Below are 14,627 nucleotides of genomic sequence, written 5' to 3' on the forward strand. Positions count from 1 at the left end.
TACTGGGCGGGATCGAAGCCGGCCGGGCTGCCTTCCGAGCAGAAGATCAGGTTGCTGGCGAAGGCCTGGGGAACGGCGGCGACCAGCGCTGCGCCGAGCAGCGAGGGCATGATCGCGGAGCGGATGACGGCGTTTCTACGCATGGAGTGACCTCTGGTTATTTTGATTGTCTGCGAGGGACAGCCTCGTGAGCTGTCTTGCGCGAAGCTATGCAGGGCGTGTGCCGGCCGCAAGCGTCGAGGTCGCTTCAGTGTAGATGTTGTTATCCGATTGAAAGGGAATGTCGCATTTTCGAATTTGCGCAAACGCGACGCAGGCCGCGTTTGCTGCGCGAGAGACAGTGGAAACGCAAGAGGCAGCCCGGAGGCTGCCTCTTGTGGTGCGCGCCGGCCGGATCAGGGCATCTGCACCTCGATCACACCGTCGGCGTTGACCGTGACCTGGCTGGTCCCGGCCTCGATCTCCGGCGCCTGGGCGCCGCCGAAGCTGGCGTCGGCCTTCATCGCCGCCATCCGCATCACCGGGTACGGGCGCGGTGCGCCGGCGCTGTTCACGCTCAGGCTGACCAGCTTGTAGCCCTTGCCGCCGAGCGCCTCGGTGAGCAACTGGGCGCGCTCCTTGAACGCGTCCACGGCGCCTTTCATCAATTGGTCCTCGTTCTTCTTGCGGGTCGCATCGGCGATGCTGAAGTCCATGCCGCCCATTTTCAGCTTGCCCAGCAGGTCGGCGGAAAGCTGGCCGAGGGCGGCGAAGTCGGAGCTTTCCAGGCGCAGCTCGGCGCGCTCGCGCCAGCCGGTGATCTTCTGGCCCTTGTCGTCGTAGACCGGATAGCTGTTGCGACTGCCCAGGCTGATGGTCACGCCCTTGACCTTGCGCGCGTCGGCGACGGCGGCGTTGAGGACGCTGGTGGTCTCGGCGGCGAGCTTGGCCGGATCGCTGCCCTGGTTTTCGCTGTAGAGGGTGACCTGCATCAGGTCGTGGGCCACCTGCTGGCTGACTTCGGCGTGCAGCGAGACCTGGTTGTAGCGCGGCGCTTCCTCGGCGACGGCCGAGAGGCTGGCGGCGCAGAGGGTGACGGCGGCGGCCAGGCGGGAAATCGCAGACATTGGGCAACTCCTTGTACTAAGGCTGAATTCACACTGTAGAGCATCGTTCCGGCAGGCGCGGCAAACACGCCTATACGCCAGTCTTGGACCATGAGACGAAGGCTTTTCCCGGAACGGGTTAGGCGATTTCGGAAAAAACGTGAAATTTACTGATCTGAGCCCTGACAGCGCTCGGCGAAACAGGGCAGGATGGCGACCTGCGAGGTTTCTGAGTCACTTTGCCGCAGAGTTGCCGACAGCGTCTTGGCTATACTCGCGCTTATTCCGGAAGAAAACATGCGCGCACCGGTTTTCCTGCTCTCCGCCAGTCGCCAGAACCTTGGCCGTCTGCTCCTCATCCGTATTCTCGTGCTGGCCGCGCAGGCCGGCTCGGTGGGTTTCGCCTGGCTCTCCGACCTGTTGCCGCTGCCGTGGCTGGCGCTCGGCCTGACCCTTGGCCTGTCCGCCTGCCTGATTCTGTTCACCGCGCTGCGCCTGCGCGCGCCGTGGCCGGTGACCGACCAGGAGTACGCGGTACAACTGGCCTGCGACCTGATCATCCACAGCACCTTGCTGTATTACTCGGGCGGCTCGACCAACCCCTTCGTTTCCTATTACCTGGTACCGCTGACCATCGCCGCTGCGACCCTGCCCTGGATCTACTCCATGGTGCTCTCCGGCCTGGCCCTGACCGGCTACACCCTGCTGCTGATCTGGTACCACCCGCTGCACCTGCAGGCGGTTCAGCACGAGGCGATGCTGATCAACCTGCACCTGTTCGGCATGTGGCTGAACTTCGCCCTGTCGGCGGCCTTCATCACCTTCTTCGTGGTGAAGATGTCCGAGGCCCTGCGCTGGCAGGCGCACATGCAGGCCGAGCGGCGCGAGGAAAGCATGCGCGACCAGCAGTTGCTCGCGGTGGCCACCCAGGCGGCCGGTGCTGCGCACGAACTGGGTACGCCGCTGGCGACCATGAGCGTGCTGCTCAACGAGTTGCGCCAGGAGCGCCCGCAGGACCCGACCCTGCAGGAAGACCTGGCATTGCTCCAGGAACAGGTCAAGCAGTGCAAGCACACCCTCCAGCAACTGGTACGGGCGGCCGAGGCCGACCGTCGCCAGGCGATCGAAGAGCAAAGCGCCGCGGAATGGCTGGAATCGGTGCTGCGCCGCTGGCACCTGATGCGTCCGGAGGCCTCCTACCGCTACCAGTGCCTGGGCCTCGGCTCCGCGCCGCGCCTGACCCCGCCGACCGACCTCAGCCAGGCTCTGCTGAACCTGCTGAACAATGCGGCGGACGCCTGTCCCGACGACCTCGACATCCGCCTGGACTGGGACAGCAGCAGTATCTGCCTGAGTATCCGCGACCACGGTGTCGGGGTGCCCCTGGCGATCGCCGAACAGATCGGCAAACCGTTCTTCACCACCAAGGGCAAGGGCTTCGGCCTCGGCCTGTTTCTCAGTCAGGCCAGCGTGACCCGCGCTGGTGGAACGGTGAAGTTGTATAACCACGAAGATGGCGGCACTCTGACCGAACTGCGCTTGCCGCGCAGCTACGGAATGGCTTGAGTGATCCGTCTGAGAGGCCCTGCCTATGTCTGAAGAGCTGCTCTTCGAAGGGGAAGAACATCCCCACCTCCTGCTGGTGGACGACGATCCCACCTTTACCCGGGTCCTGGCCCGGGCCATGAGCCGTCGCGGCCTGCGGGTCAGCACCGCCGGCTCCGCCGAGGAAGGCCTGGCGCTGGCCCAGCAGGATACGCCGGACTACGCCGTGCTCGACCTGAAGATGGAAGGCGACTCCGGCCTGGTGCTGCTGCCGAAGCTGCTGGAGCTGCACGCGGACATGCGGGTGGTGATCCTCACCGGCTATTCCAGCATCGCCACCGCGGTGGAGGCGATCAAGCGCGGCGCCTGCAACTACCTGTGCAAGCCGGCGGATGCCGATGACGTGCTGGCCGCGCTGCTCTCCGAGCACGCCGACCTGGACACCCTGGTGCCGGAAAACCCGATGTCGGTGGATCGCCTGCAATGGGAGCACATCCAGCGCGTGCTCGCCGAGCACGAGGGCAACATCTCCGCCACCGCCCGTGCCCTGGGCATGCATCGACGGACCTTGCAGCGCAAGCTGCAGAAGCGGCCGGTACGGCGCTGAAGCGTAAATGACAACGGGGGCGCCGCATGGCGCCCCCTGTGCTTTCCGTTTTCCGTCGAATCGCGGTGGATTTCGCAGATTCCGCCGGTCGCCGGGGATATCCAGCGGACAGCGCAATCGTTAAGATGCAGCTTTCATGAATCGCACGACCAGGGATTGATCATGCGTATCTTCGGTTCGAGTGCCGGCTGCCTGTCGGTGCTGTTCGGACTGGCCTTCGGGCTGCCTGCACTAGCCGAGCCTTCGGTGGACCTGGATGGTCCGACGGCAGGCTGGCGCTATTCCGGCCTGCTCGAACAGCCCGATGCCCCGCGTGTCGCCTATCCGACTCCGCCCATCGATCGCGGCGGCCAGCGCGGCCGCAGCCTGATCGAAGGACACCTGCGCGAACTGGTCGGCACCGAGCGCGCCCAGCGCCTGGTGGTCAACGGCAATCCTCTCCCTCTCTATACCGACGGCGCCGGGCGCTTCGTCCGCCCCTATGCGTTCGGCCACGGCTCCAACGGCGTCCAGGTCGGCAGCGCCGACGGCAAGATCCTCAAGCGCGTACAGTTCTACGAGGCCAATCGCTCCCAACTGCCGCCGCGCGTGCGCGTGGTGCTGGGTTGGGACGATCCGAAGGCCGAGCTTGACCTGCATATCGTCACCCCCGATGGCCAGCACGCCTACTGGGCGCATCCGCGCCTGAGCAACAGCGGCGGCCTCGATCCGGACGGCGTCGACGGGCCCGGCCCGGAGATGTTCACCATGGGCGCGCCGCTGCACGGCACCTACCTGATCTACGTGAACTACTGGGGCAACCTCAACAACCAGGGCTACAACTTCCAGGCCGGCAGCAACGTACAGGACGTGATCACCGCGCAGGTCAACCTGGTGTTCAACGAAAACAGCGTCGACGAGAAGCACGAGACCTTCGTCGTGCCCCTGCGCACCATCGGCGACCTGGTGCTGGTCAAGACCTTTACCTACTGAAGCATCCCCTCGTACGGATGACACGGGATTAGCGAACCATGAGCGAGAACAACACCCCCAGCCCTGCCAACGGAACCCCTGCGCCCGCCGCTGCGCGCACCCGAAGCGCCCTGTGGCCGGTGCTGGGGATCGTCGCCGCGCTGGCCGCCGGCGGTGTGCTGGCCTGGCAGATGGGCTGGCTGGAGCGGCTCGGCGGAGGGCGCCCGGCCGAAGAGGACCTCGGCCAGCCGATCGGCGCCCAGGCACCCGCGGACGCCGACGCGCCGCGTGCCTACCGTGACCTGCGCAAGCCCGACGCGCTGATCGAGAGCGTGTCGCTGAGCCGCCTGCCGAAGGAAATCCTCGAGGTGCCGTTGCTGCGCGATACCCTGACCGAGGACTTCGTTTTCTATTACGAGAACAATGGCGACCGCCTTGGCCTGACCGGTACGTTGCGGCGGATCATCTACGAGCACGACCTGACCCTGAAGGACAGCCTGGTCGAGGAACTGCTCGACCAACCGGCCCAGGTCGCCCTCTGGCGCGGCGCCGACGGCCGCCTGCGCGACTTCGTGGTGGTGCTCAAGCGCGGCGGCCTGGCGCGAGTGCTCGAGCCGCTGGCCCATATCGCCACCGACGACCAGCAGTTGCGCAAGGTCGGCGAGCTGGCGGGAACCTCGGTCTATCGCCTGCGCTACGGCAACGACAAGGCGATGCTGTTCCTGTCCAAGGGCGACCGGCTGTTGTTGCTGTCGAACCCACGGATGCTCTTCGACGATGGTGGCGAAAGCGACGACAGCCCGCTGAACGCTCCGGCCAGCGAAGACCTGGAGGCACTGCTCGACGGCGACGAACTGTTCCCCGAGCGCTTCGGCCTGCCGGGCCGCGGCGAGCTGCGCCAGCGCATCACCCTCAATGCCAGCGTCCTGGCCATGGGCTACCAGCGCTTCATCCCGAGCTTCGCCGGGGTGCGCTTCGAGAAGGGCGAGCAGGGCTGGAGCAGCTACCTGGCGCTGAACGAGGTGGAACGCCAGCCGCCGCTGGACTTCGCCCCGGTCTGGCAGGCCATGCCGATGGGCGCCAGCGCCTGCGTGGCGCTGCCGGTCACCCCTGGCCTGTACGGGGTGATGCTGGAGCGTCTGGGGGCCGAGCAGAAGATGGCCCAGGCCTTCTCCGAGCATCTCAGCGGCGCTGCCGGTCTCTGCTGGTACGCCAGTTCGCGGCTGCATTCGCCGCTGCTGGTGGGCCAGTTGAGCGCGCCGGCCAGTGCCGAACTCGACGACGAGCTGGGCAAGCTGTTCGGTCGCGTGATCGGCGCGAAGGAAGCCAAGGTCGAGGGTGGCAGCTTCCCGGTGGAAGACCGGGTGGATGGCCAGACCCGCCGCTGGACCCGCCAGGTCAGCTCGAACTTCGGCGCCTATCCGGCCAGCCAGGCGGACAACCCGGACAGCATCAGCGGCCGCGCGTTCTTCCGCATCGGCATGGCGCGCCATGGCCAGACCCTGCTGTTCTCCCTCGACGACCAGTTGCTCGGCAAGGCCCTGGACACCCTCGACAAACGCTATCCGCCGCTCGCCGAGGTGTTGCCGAAGGATGCGCTGGTACCGGCCTACCTGGCGCCGCAGCCGCTCTCCGAACTGCTGCAACGGGAAACCCTCGACAGCCTGCCGCAGGATATGGAGCCGGTATTCCGCAATGCCGCCGACACCTACCTGATGCCGCGCCTGAAAACCCTCGCCGGCAAGGGCAGCTACGCCCTCGGGCTGCCTGCCGGAAGCCAGGCCAACGCACCGTGGCAATGGCTGCCGCTGGAATGGCGGTCGCTGTGAGACGTCTGACTGCCTTCGGCCTGGCGCTGCTCCTGCTGGCCAGCGGCGGTGCCCGCGGCGAGCCCGCGGTAACGCTCGACCCGCAGCAATCGCAGGTATTCCGCGCCTGGTTCGTGCGCATCGCCCAGGAACAGTTGCGCCAAGGGCCGAGTCCGCGCTGGCACCAGCAGGACTGCGCCGGCCTGGTGCGCTTCGCCGCCAACGAGGCGCTGAAAGTCCACGATGGCAAGTGGCTGCGCGCCAACGGCCTGTCCAACCGCTACCTGCCCCCGGAGCTGGCGCTCAGTCCCGAGCAACGGCGCCTGGCGCAGAACTGGCAGCAGGGTGGCGGCCAGGTCGGGCCCTACGTGAATGCGATCAAGCTGGTGCAGTTCAACAGTCGGCTGGTCGGCCGCGACCTCAACCAGGCGCGCCCCGGCGACCTGATGTTCTACGACCAGGGCGACGACCAGCACCTGATGATCTGGATGGGCCGCTCCATCGCCTATCACACCGGCAGCAGCACCCCGACCGATAACGGCATGCGCTCGGTCAGCCTGCAACAACTCATGACATGGAAGGACACCCGATGGATCCCCGACGAATCCAATCCCAACTTTATCGGCATCTATCGGCTGGCTTTCCTCTCTCAATGAATCGCGTCCCAGTGAAGACCACAGCAATGAGCAACCTGCGCCGTTTCAGCCGTAGCCTGGCGGTCGCCGCCCTGGTCCTGCTGCCGTTCGCCGCCGTCCAGGCGGAAGACACGGTGGAACCGAGCGGCTACACGCCGATGGCCGGCGAATCCTTCTTCCTGCTCGCCGACAGCAGCTTCGCCACCGACGAGGAAGCGCGGGTCCGTCTCGAAGCGCCCGGCCGCGACTACCGGCGCTACCGCATGGAGCCCTATGGCGGGGTCGACGTGCGCCTGTACCGGATCGAACAGCCGCTGGAGTTCCTCAAGCGGCAGAAGAACCTGCACCGGGTCCTGGCCGAGGGACAGTTCAAGGGCGAAGGCCTGTCGAACACCCTGGCCTATCTCTGGGACAACTGGTATCGCAAGTCGCGCCGGGTGATGCAGCGCGCCTTCTCCTACGAGTCGCGGCAACAGGTCACCGAGGCGGTGCCCGAGCTGAAGATGGGCAACGCCATGACCGCGCCGACGCCCTACGACGCGCAGCCGCAATACGCGCCGATTCCCGGCCTGCCGCTGGTCAGCCAGTTCCGCTATCCGCTGTGGGACGCCAAGCCCATCGAGCCGCCGCAGGACGTCAAGCTGGCCGGTTCCTCCAGCGAGTTCATCAACGTCGTGCCGGGCAATGTCTACATCCCGCTGGGCAAGCTGAAGCCGGGCCTCTACCTGGTCGAGGCGCTGGTCGGCAAGTACCGCGCCACCACCGTGGTGTTCGTCTCCAACAGCGTGGCGGTGAGCAAGGTCGCCGGCGACGAGCTGCTGGTCTGGACCGCACGCAAGCACGAAGGCACCCCGGTGCCCGACACCAAGGTGCTGTGGACCGACGGCCTGGGCGTGATGAGCAGCGGCAATACCGACGCCGACGGCCTGCTGCGGCTCAAGCACGCCAGTCCGGAGCGCTCCTACGTGATCGGCGAGGACCGCGAGGGTGGGGTCTTCGTCTCCGAGAACTTCTATTACGACAGCGAGATCTACGACACCAAGATCTACGCCTTCACCGACCGCCCGCTGTACCGGCCGGGCGACTGGGTCTCGTTGAAGATGGTCGGCCGCGAGTTCAAGGACGCCCGTCAATCCCAGGCCGCCGCCAGCGCGCCGGTGCGCCTGAGCGTGATCGACGCCAGCGGCACGGTATTGCAAAGCCTGGACCTCCGCTTCGACGCGAAGAGCGGCGCCAATGGCCGCTTCCAACTGCCGGAGAACGCCGTCGCCGGCGGCTACGAGTTGCGCTTCGACTACCGCGGGCAGACCTACAGCAGCGCCTTCCGCGTCGCCGAATACATCAAGCCGCACTTCGAAGTCTCCCTCGACCTGGCCAAGCCGGACTTCAAGACCGCCGAGCCGGTGAAGGGCGAGATCGTCCTGCTCTATCCGGACGGCAAGCCGGTGGCCAACGCGCGCCTGCAACTGAGCCTGCGCGCCCAGCAGTTGTCGATGGTGGACAACGAACTGCAGTATCTCGGCCAGTTCCCGGTGGAACTGAGCAGCACCGAACTGACCACCGACGGCAAGGGCCGCGCCGCCATCGAATTGCCGCCGGCCGAGAAACCCAGTCGCTACATGCTGACCATCTTCGCCAGCGACGGCGCCGCCTACCGGGTCAAGACCAGCAAGGAGATCCTCATCGAGCGCGGTGCCGCGCGCTACCGCCTGAGCGCGCCGCAGCGCTTCAGCGCCGCCGGCGAGAAGGTCGAGTTCAGCTATGCCAGCGAACAGCCGACCCCGCTCAAGCCGAGCAGCTACCAGTGGATCCGCCTGGAGGACCGCGCCACCGACAGCGGTCCGGTCGCCGACGGCCGCTTCGCGCTGGCCTTCGAGCGTCCCGGTACCTATTCCGTGGAGCTGCGCGACGACAAGGGCCAGCTCCTTGGCGCCACCGGCCACTCGGTGAGCGGCGAGGGCGTGAAGTCGGTGCCGGGCACCGTCGAGGTGGTGTTCGACAAGCCCGAGTACCGCACCGGCGAGGAAGCCTCCGCACTGATCACCTTCCCCGAGCCGGTGGAGGATGCGCTGTTGTCCCTGGAGCGCGACAAGGTCGAGGCCACCGCCCTGCTGTCAAAGGGCGCCGACTGGCTGCGCCTGGAAAAGCTCAATCCGACCCAGTACCGCGTGCGGATCCCGGTGCGCGAGGAGTTCTCGCCGAACCTGACCTTCTCGGTGCTCTACACCAAGGGCGGCGACTACAGCTTCCAGAACGCCGGGATCAAGGTCGGCATGCCCCAGGTGGAGATCGACATCGCCACCGACAAGGAGCGCTACGAACCGGGCGAGACGGTGACCGTGACCCTGGCCACGCGCTTCGCCGGCAAACCGGTTTCCAGCCACCTGACCGTCAGCGTGGTGGATGAGATGGTCTATGCCCTGCAGGCGGAGATCGCCCCCGGCATCGACCAGTTCTTCTACCATCCGCGGCGCAACAACGTGCGCACCAGCGCCAGCCTGGCCTTCATCAGCTACGACGTGGCGTTGCCCGGCAGCACCAGCGCACCCGGACGGGCGAACCGCAGCGAGCGCGGCGTCAAGGTACTGGAGCGGCCGCGCCGCGAGGACGTCGACACCGCCGCCTGGCAGCCGGAGCTGGTCACCGATGCCCAGGGCAAGGCCAGCTTCAGCTTCCGCATGCCCGACTCGCTGACCCGCTGGCGGATCACCGCACGGGCCATCGACGACAACGGCCAGGTCGGCCAGAAGAAGCAGTTCCTTCGCTCGGAGAAGCCGCTGTACCTGAAATGGAGCGGGCCGACCCGCTTCCGCCAGGGTGACCAGCCCGACCTCGGCCTGTTCGTCTTCAACCAGGGCGAACAGCCGGTCAAGGCCGAGCTGCTCAGCGGGCCGCCTGGCAGCCAGCGCAGCCAGCCCCTGGAGCTGGCCAAGGGAGTCAACTACATTCCGCTGGCGCAACAGCCGCTCAGCGATGGCGACTGGAGCGCCGAGCTGCGCCAGGACGGGCAGGTCCGCGACCGCCTGGCGGTGCGCTTCAACCTGCTGGCCGACGGCTGGCAGGTGGAGCAGGCGCAGAACCTCAGCCTGGCGGCGGCGAGCAACCCGTTGCAACTGCCGGCGGACGCCCGCGACGTACGCCTGCGCCTGGCCGATGGCCCGGCCGCGGCCTACCTGGGCAATCTCGATGATCTGCTGGAGTATCCCTACGGCGGCGTCGAGCAGACCGCCAGCCAACTGCTGCCGCTGAGCATCGCCTATCCGGCGCTGGCCGGCGGCGAGCCGCGGATTCGCGACCGCCTGCGCCTGATCATGCAGAACAGTCGCCTGCGCCTGGTGCAGATGGCTGGCCCGGACGCCTGGTTCGCCTGGTGGGGTGGCGACGTCGATGGCGACGCTTTCCTCACCGCCTACGCCTACTACGCCGACTGGTACGCCAGCCGCGCACTGGAGATCCAACTGCCGGCCGAACACTGGCAGCGCATCCTCGAGCCCTACGCCAAGCAGGCGACGCAGACCCCGCTGCTGCAGCGCGCGCTGATCCTGGCTTTCGCCCGCGACATGCAGTTGCCGGTGAACACCCTGCTCGGCGGCCTGCTCAACGATCTGGCCAACGCCGGCGAAGGGCAGGCGCGCGCGGAGCCGCTGGAGGCCGACGACGGCCTGGTGCTGGGCGACCCGGACTCGGCCGTCGGCCTGGCCGCGGCGCGAGTGCTGGCGGTGGACCTGGCACGGCAACTGCGGGTTGCGGTGCCCGCGCCGCTGGCCGCCCAGGCCGAGACGGCGACGCAGCGCCTGCGTGAGGCCGGCTTGCCGTTCACCGATGCCTTGCTGGCCTCTCGCTCGGCCGTGGACGGCCAGCAGGCCAGCGCTCTGCTGCAACGCCTGGCGCCGGCGCAATCGACCCTGGAACGCGCCCTGGCCCTGACCTGGCTGCAGGGCGCCCTGGCCCAGGCGCCGCAGGGCAAGCTGCCGCAGCCGCCGAAGGACTGGCAAGCGCAGCGCGGCGCCACCGGCGAAACCTACTGGCAATGGCGCGGCCGCGGCATTCCGAGCTGGGTCGACCTGGACGAGGCGCCGGCCCGGCCGTTGCCGGTTGCGCTCAGCTACCGCAGCGCCCAGGCGCCGAGCGGGCAACTGCCGGTGCAGATCAGCCGTCGCCTGCTGCGCCTGGTGCCCGGCGAGGGGGCGTTCGAGTTCAAGGTCGAGGAGGTCGGCGACAAGCCGCTTTCCAGCGACGAACTGTATCTCGACGAAGTGACCCTGACCGTTCCGGAAGACACCGCTCTACGCTACGGCATGCTGGAACTGCCGCTGCCGCCCGGTGCGGATGTCGAGCGCACCACCTGGGGCATCAAGATCAGCGGCCTGGCCGGCGACGAGGCGACCACCCTGGAGCGCGCGCGCAACGAACCGGGCGAGCTGTTCTACGGAGTGCCGGTGGACAGCCTGAGTGGCGAGCAGCGTTTCCGTCACCTGGTGCGTTTCTCCCAGAAAGGCAGCTTCAACCTGCCACCGGCCCGCTACCTGCGTCTCTACGCGCCGGAACAGCAGGCCCTGGAAGCCAAGCCGGCGCTGGCCAAGGTCAAGGTCGAGTGATTGCGTTGCGCGCCTGGCTGGTCCTGCTGTGCGCCGTGCCGTTGCTGCTTCGCGCAGCGGAGGCGCCGGTCCAGCTGGCCTGGCGCACGACCCAGGGCTACGAACTGGTGAGCCTGGATCGCCAGCGGATGCTCGAGCGCCGGCCGTTGCCGGCCGATTTGCAGGCTCCGCTGGGCAGCCTGTGGAAACTGTTCGTCTTCGCCTGGCTGAGCGACACCGGCCAGGCCGAGCCGCCCTATGCCTGCCAGGGGCGCAGCCGCGAGGAGGTCTACTGCTGCGAGAATGGCCAGACGATCGGTCGTGACCGCGCCCTGGTGCGCTCCTGCGGGCTGTATTTCGAGCCGCAGCGCCTCGCCTTGCGGCCGGAGGCCTGGCGCGACTACTGGCAGGCGCGCCGGGCACCGGCCTGGTTGCTCGATCTGGAGCGGCTGCAACCGCAGACGCGGGTGCCGGTTAAGGAGCTTCTGGAACAGTTGCAGCGGCTACCGGCCCAGGGCGAGGCGCGGCGGGTACTGCTCGACGTGGCGTTGCAGGCCGGCGAGGGCCATGCCGTGGCCAGCCTTGGCGGCCGCCTGCGGGTGAAGACCTGGAGCTGGCTCGACGACCATGACCCGCAGGCGCGCCAGGGCGGTTTCGCCGGCTGGCTGGTCGATGGAACGCCGCTCTGGCTCGGCGGCCCGGGAACCAGCAAGGTGATCCTGGACCGCTACGCCGAGGTGCTCGGGCGCTTCCTGCCGAGTCCGTGGCCGGCCGATCCGGGCCGTTGCGTGGAAGTGAACCTGTTCAGCCGCTATCCGCTGCGTTCGGTCAGCGATCCCGCCGGCCACCCGGCCTCCGAAGGCCTGCTGCATGGTCCGCAGCAAGTGCTGTTCGCCAACGGCAATCGCCTGGACATCGCCAGCGCCGGCGACCTCTTCCTGCAGCGGGTGGATGGCGTGCCGCGGCTGGTCGCGCGGGTTTCGCGCGAAGAGTACGTGGCGCGGGTGCTGGAGCGCGAAGCCTCGGCGCGGCCGAAGGAAGCCGCTCGCGCGCTGGCGGTGACCATTCGCACCTATCTATTGCAAAACGCCGCGCCGCGCGGCGAATGCCTGTCCATCGATGACAGCAGCCAGCGCCAGCGCGTGGCGCCGCGCCCGGCCAGCGCGCCGACGCGGCGGATCGCCGCCTGGAGCGCCGACCTGGTGCTGGCCGGGGCGACCGTCAACTATCACTCCGACCAGCCTGGCCCGGCGCGCCTGTCCTGGAAGCACGCGGTGGAGCAAGCCGGGCAGGGACTGGGCTACGACAGCATCCTCGCCCAGGCTTTCCCGCGCAGCAGCCTGAGCCGCTGGGACAACCCGGTGGCCGCCTGCCAGCCGTTGCCGGCCGCCGAAGACTGGCTGCGCAAGCAGCGCCGGCAGTGGCGCGAGCGCCTCGACCGAGAGCCCGGCTACGAGGAGATTCCGAGTTTTTCCGTGTGCCGCCTGGCTTCCGGGCGACCCTATGTCGATCGCGAGCGCGAACGCATCTTCGTCCGCGGCCTGTATTCCCTACAGGAACGCCTGGACCTCACCCATGAATACCTGCACCTGGCCTTCCGCGCCCATCCCAGCGGCCAGGACGAAAACTATGTCGAAAGCCTGGCCCGGCGCCTGCTACTGGAATGACTCCATGAACCGAATCTCCCTTGCCGCCCTGCTCAGTTGCCTTCCCCTCGTCGCCTGGGCGGACAACCCCGTGAAACTGGATACGCCGGTCTCCGGCTGGCGTGCCGGCGACGGTTCCGCCGCCAATTACCGGCAGGTGGTGAACTACCCGGCGTCCTCGGTCAACGTCGCCGCCGACCAGGCGACCACCGCGCGCATTCGCGGCGCGATCGAGAGCCAGCCCAAGGACCGCCCGGCGACGCTGGTGGTGAACGGTGTGAGCATGCCGCTGAAGGTGGACGCCGATGGCAGCTTCGACCGCCCGTTCGCCTTCCCGTCCGGCAGCAACAGCGTCGAGGTGCGCAACGCCGCCGGGCAGTCGCGACGGGTCCAGTTCTATCACGGTGGCGGCGGCGGGGAAGTGCCGGCCAAGCTGCGCGTGCTGCTGTCCTGGGACAGCGACAACACCGACCTCGACCTGCACCTGGTGACCCCGGACGGCGACCATGTCTGGTATGGCAATCGTTCGCTGGCCAACGGCGCGACCCTGGATGTCGACGTCACCACCGGCTACGGCCCGGAAATCATCGCCACGCCGACGCCGCAGAAGGGGCCCTACCTGGTCTACGTCAACTACTTTGGCGGTGGCTACGGCAGCAGCGAGGATGGCGCCGAACAGGCCGCCCAGGACCTGACCACGGCGCGCATCACCCTGGTCACCGAAGAGGGCACGCCGAACGAGAAACAGGAAACCTTCCTGGTGCCGATGCGCAAGCCTGGCGAACTGACGCTGGTTAAGCGCTTCAGTTATCCGTAGGCGCCTGCGCTGGCGGATAACGCCTCTGGCGTTATTCGCCGTCGCTCAGGCATCGGCGTTACCAACCGCGTGGCCTGGCGGCGGCGCTCATGCCGCTGCGAATGGCTCCTGGGCTCAGGCGGGCTGTTCGCCCTGCCAGGTATCGATCGCTTCCTGGGCCGCACGGAACGCATCGATCGCCGCCGGCACCCCGGCATAGACCGCGCAGTGCAGCAGTGCCTCGCGGATTTCCTCCACCGTGCAGCCGTTGTTCAGCGCGCCGCGCACGTGCCCCTTGAGTTCCTGCGGGCATTTCAGGGCGGTCAGGGCGGCCAGGGTGATCAGGCTGCGGGTCTTGCGCGGCAGCGCCTCGCGGGCCCAGACCGAGCCCCAGGCATGCTCGTTGACGAAGTCCTGCAATGGCTGGGTGAAGGCGGTGGCGTTGCCCATGGCGCGCTCGACGAAGGCGTCGCCCATGACTTCACGTCGGATCTCCAGGCCGGTCTTGCCTTGGTCGCTCATCGGAAGGTTCCTGTCGTGGGTAGAAGGTGGCTCAATCCAGCGACTCTATCCGAACCGGCGCCACGCCGCTGCGGATCATACCCAGGCCTTCGGCGGCCTTGCGCGATACATCGATGATCCGCCCGCGGCGGAACGGCCCGCGATCGTTGATCCGCACCACCACGCTGCGGCGGTTGTCGAGGTTGGTTACCCGCACGCGGGTACCGAACGGCAACGTGCGGTGGGCAGCGGTCATTGCGTTGGGGTTGTAGCGCTCGCCGCTGGCAGTACGCAGGCCTGCGTGGCGGCTGCCATAGTAGGAGGCTTCGCCGGTATCCGCGGAACCGCTGCCGGCGAGGCTGGAGCAGCCGGCGAGGAACAGGGGCAGGACGGCGAGGGCGAGGCGCGCGGCGGCGGATGGGTTGGGCATGGACAACAGGCTCCTGGCGGACAAGAAGACGCCGGGCGAACCCGGC

At 67.8% G+C, this 14,627-nt stretch carries 12 protein-coding genes; 8 read left to right on the plus strand and 4 right to left on the minus strand.

Annotated features, from left to right (window positions below):
- Both HMPREF2924_RS37140 and HMPREF2924_RS30800 read right to left on the minus strand, forming a co-directional pair.
- The coding region (locus HMPREF2924_RS37140) for a hypothetical protein (RefSeq protein ID WP_166793946.1) at positions 1-143 on the minus strand (143 nt) is incomplete at its 3' end.
- 252 nt (positions 144-395) lie between these two features.
- Positions 396-1,106: an SIMPL domain-containing protein gene (locus tag HMPREF2924_RS30800; RefSeq protein ID WP_003094423.1), complete on the minus strand. Its 711-nt coding sequence runs from the start codon at positions 1,104-1,106 to the stop codon at positions 396-398.
- Positions 1,107-1,382: 276 nt separating this feature from the next.
- Between HMPREF2924_RS30800 and HMPREF2924_RS30805 the strand changes: the two genes are divergently transcribed.
- From HMPREF2924_RS30805 to HMPREF2924_RS30840, 8 genes are all read left to right on the plus strand, one after another.
- Entirely contained in the window at positions 1,383-2,651 is a 1,269-nt protein-coding gene (locus HMPREF2924_RS30805; protein ID WP_003094421.1) for an ATP-binding protein, read from the plus strand.
- A 25-nt stretch (positions 2,652-2,676) separates the two neighbouring features.
- Positions 2,677-3,237, plus strand: coding sequence for a response regulator transcription factor (locus HMPREF2924_RS30810; protein ID WP_003094419.1), 561 nt, complete (start codon positions 2,677-2,679; stop codon positions 3,235-3,237).
- Between the two features lie 162 nt (positions 3,238-3,399).
- Positions 3,400-4,209 (plus strand): YfaP family protein, encoded by an 810-nt coding sequence (locus tag HMPREF2924_RS30815; protein WP_003094417.1) that lies wholly within the window; start codon positions 3,400-3,402, stop codon positions 4,207-4,209.
- 38 nt (positions 4,210-4,247) lie between these two features.
- Complete coding sequence (locus HMPREF2924_RS30820; protein WP_003134833.1) at positions 4,248-6,017, plus strand: DUF2138 domain-containing protein; 1,770 nt, start codon at positions 4,248-4,250, stop codon at positions 6,015-6,017.
- Positions 6,014-6,652, plus strand: a complete 639-nt coding sequence (locus tag HMPREF2924_RS30825; protein WP_003094413.1) for a DUF1175 domain-containing protein — start codon at positions 6,014-6,016, stop codon at positions 6,650-6,652. The genes HMPREF2924_RS30820 and HMPREF2924_RS30825 overlap by 4 nt, the downstream gene beginning before the upstream one ends.
- A 26-nt stretch (positions 6,653-6,678) precedes the next feature.
- Positions 6,679-11,229: an alpha-2-macroglobulin MagD gene (gene magD / locus HMPREF2924_RS30830; RefSeq protein WP_003134831.1), complete on the plus strand. Its 4,551-nt coding sequence runs from the start codon at positions 6,679-6,681 to the stop codon at positions 11,227-11,229.
- On the plus strand, positions 11,226-12,875 hold the full coding sequence (locus tag HMPREF2924_RS30835) for a YfaQ family protein (RefSeq protein WP_023094991.1): 1,650 nt from the start codon (positions 11,226-11,228) through the stop codon (positions 12,873-12,875). Before magD ends, HMPREF2924_RS30835 begins: the two co-directional genes overlap by 4 nt.
- Before the next feature lie 4 nt (positions 12,876-12,879).
- Positions 12,880-13,671 carry a YfaP family protein gene (locus tag HMPREF2924_RS30840; protein ID WP_003094407.1) on the plus strand — a complete coding sequence of 264 codons (792 nt, stop codon included), beginning with the start codon at positions 12,880-12,882 and terminating at the stop codon, positions 13,669-13,671.
- Positions 13,672-13,785: 114 nt separating this feature from the next.
- Here HMPREF2924_RS30840 and HMPREF2924_RS30845 read toward each other — a convergent pair whose 3' ends face one another.
- Both HMPREF2924_RS30845 and HMPREF2924_RS30850 read right to left on the minus strand, forming a co-directional pair.
- On the minus strand, positions 13,786-14,172 hold the full coding sequence (locus tag HMPREF2924_RS30845; RefSeq protein ID WP_003134814.1) for a carboxymuconolactone decarboxylase family protein: 387 nt from the start codon (positions 14,170-14,172) through the stop codon (positions 13,786-13,788).
- 31 nt (positions 14,173-14,203) lie between these two features.
- Positions 14,204-14,581 carry a septal ring lytic transglycosylase RlpA family protein gene (locus HMPREF2924_RS30850; RefSeq protein ID WP_003094403.1) on the minus strand — a complete coding sequence of 126 codons (378 nt, stop codon included), beginning with the start codon at positions 14,579-14,581 and terminating at the stop codon, positions 14,204-14,206.
- Between the last annotated feature and the right edge of the window lie 46 nt (positions 14,582-14,627).

It is taken from the genome of Pseudomonas sp. HMSC063H08, from assembly GCF_001813645.1.
GTDB lineage: Bacteria > Pseudomonadota > Gammaproteobacteria > Pseudomonadales > Pseudomonadaceae > Pseudomonas > Pseudomonas aeruginosa.

Bases quoted from the DNA above. Each gene is read 5' to 3' on its own strand.
- HMPREF2924_RS30850 (WP_003094403.1), bottom strand. From the start codon at position 14,581: ATGCCCAACCCATCCGCCGCCGCGCGCCTCGCCCTCGCCGTCCTGCCC.
- HMPREF2924_RS30810 (WP_003094419.1), top strand. From the start codon at position 2,677: ATGTCTGAAGAGCTGCTCTTCGAAGGGGAAGAACATCCCCACCTCCTG.
- HMPREF2924_RS30820 (WP_003134833.1), top strand. From the start codon at position 4,248: ATGAGCGAGAACAACACCCCCAGCCCTGCCAACGGAACCCCTGCGCCC.
- HMPREF2924_RS30805 (WP_003094421.1), top strand. From the start codon at position 1,383: ATGCGCGCACCGGTTTTCCTGCTCTCCGCCAGTCGCCAGAACCTTGGC.
- HMPREF2924_RS30800 (WP_003094423.1), bottom strand. From the start codon at position 1,106: ATGTCTGCGATTTCCCGCCTGGCCGCCGCCGTCACCCTCTGCGCCGCC.
- HMPREF2924_RS30845 (WP_003134814.1), bottom strand. From the start codon at position 14,172: ATGAGCGACCAAGGCAAGACCGGCCTGGAGATCCGACGTGAAGTCATG.
- HMPREF2924_RS30815 (WP_003094417.1), top strand. From the start codon at position 3,400: ATGCGTATCTTCGGTTCGAGTGCCGGCTGCCTGTCGGTGCTGTTCGGA.
- magD (WP_003134831.1), top strand. From the start codon at position 6,679: ATGAGCAACCTGCGCCGTTTCAGCCGTAGCCTGGCGGTCGCCGCCCTG.
- HMPREF2924_RS30840 (WP_003094407.1), top strand. From the start codon at position 12,880: ATGAACCGAATCTCCCTTGCCGCCCTGCTCAGTTGCCTTCCCCTCGTC.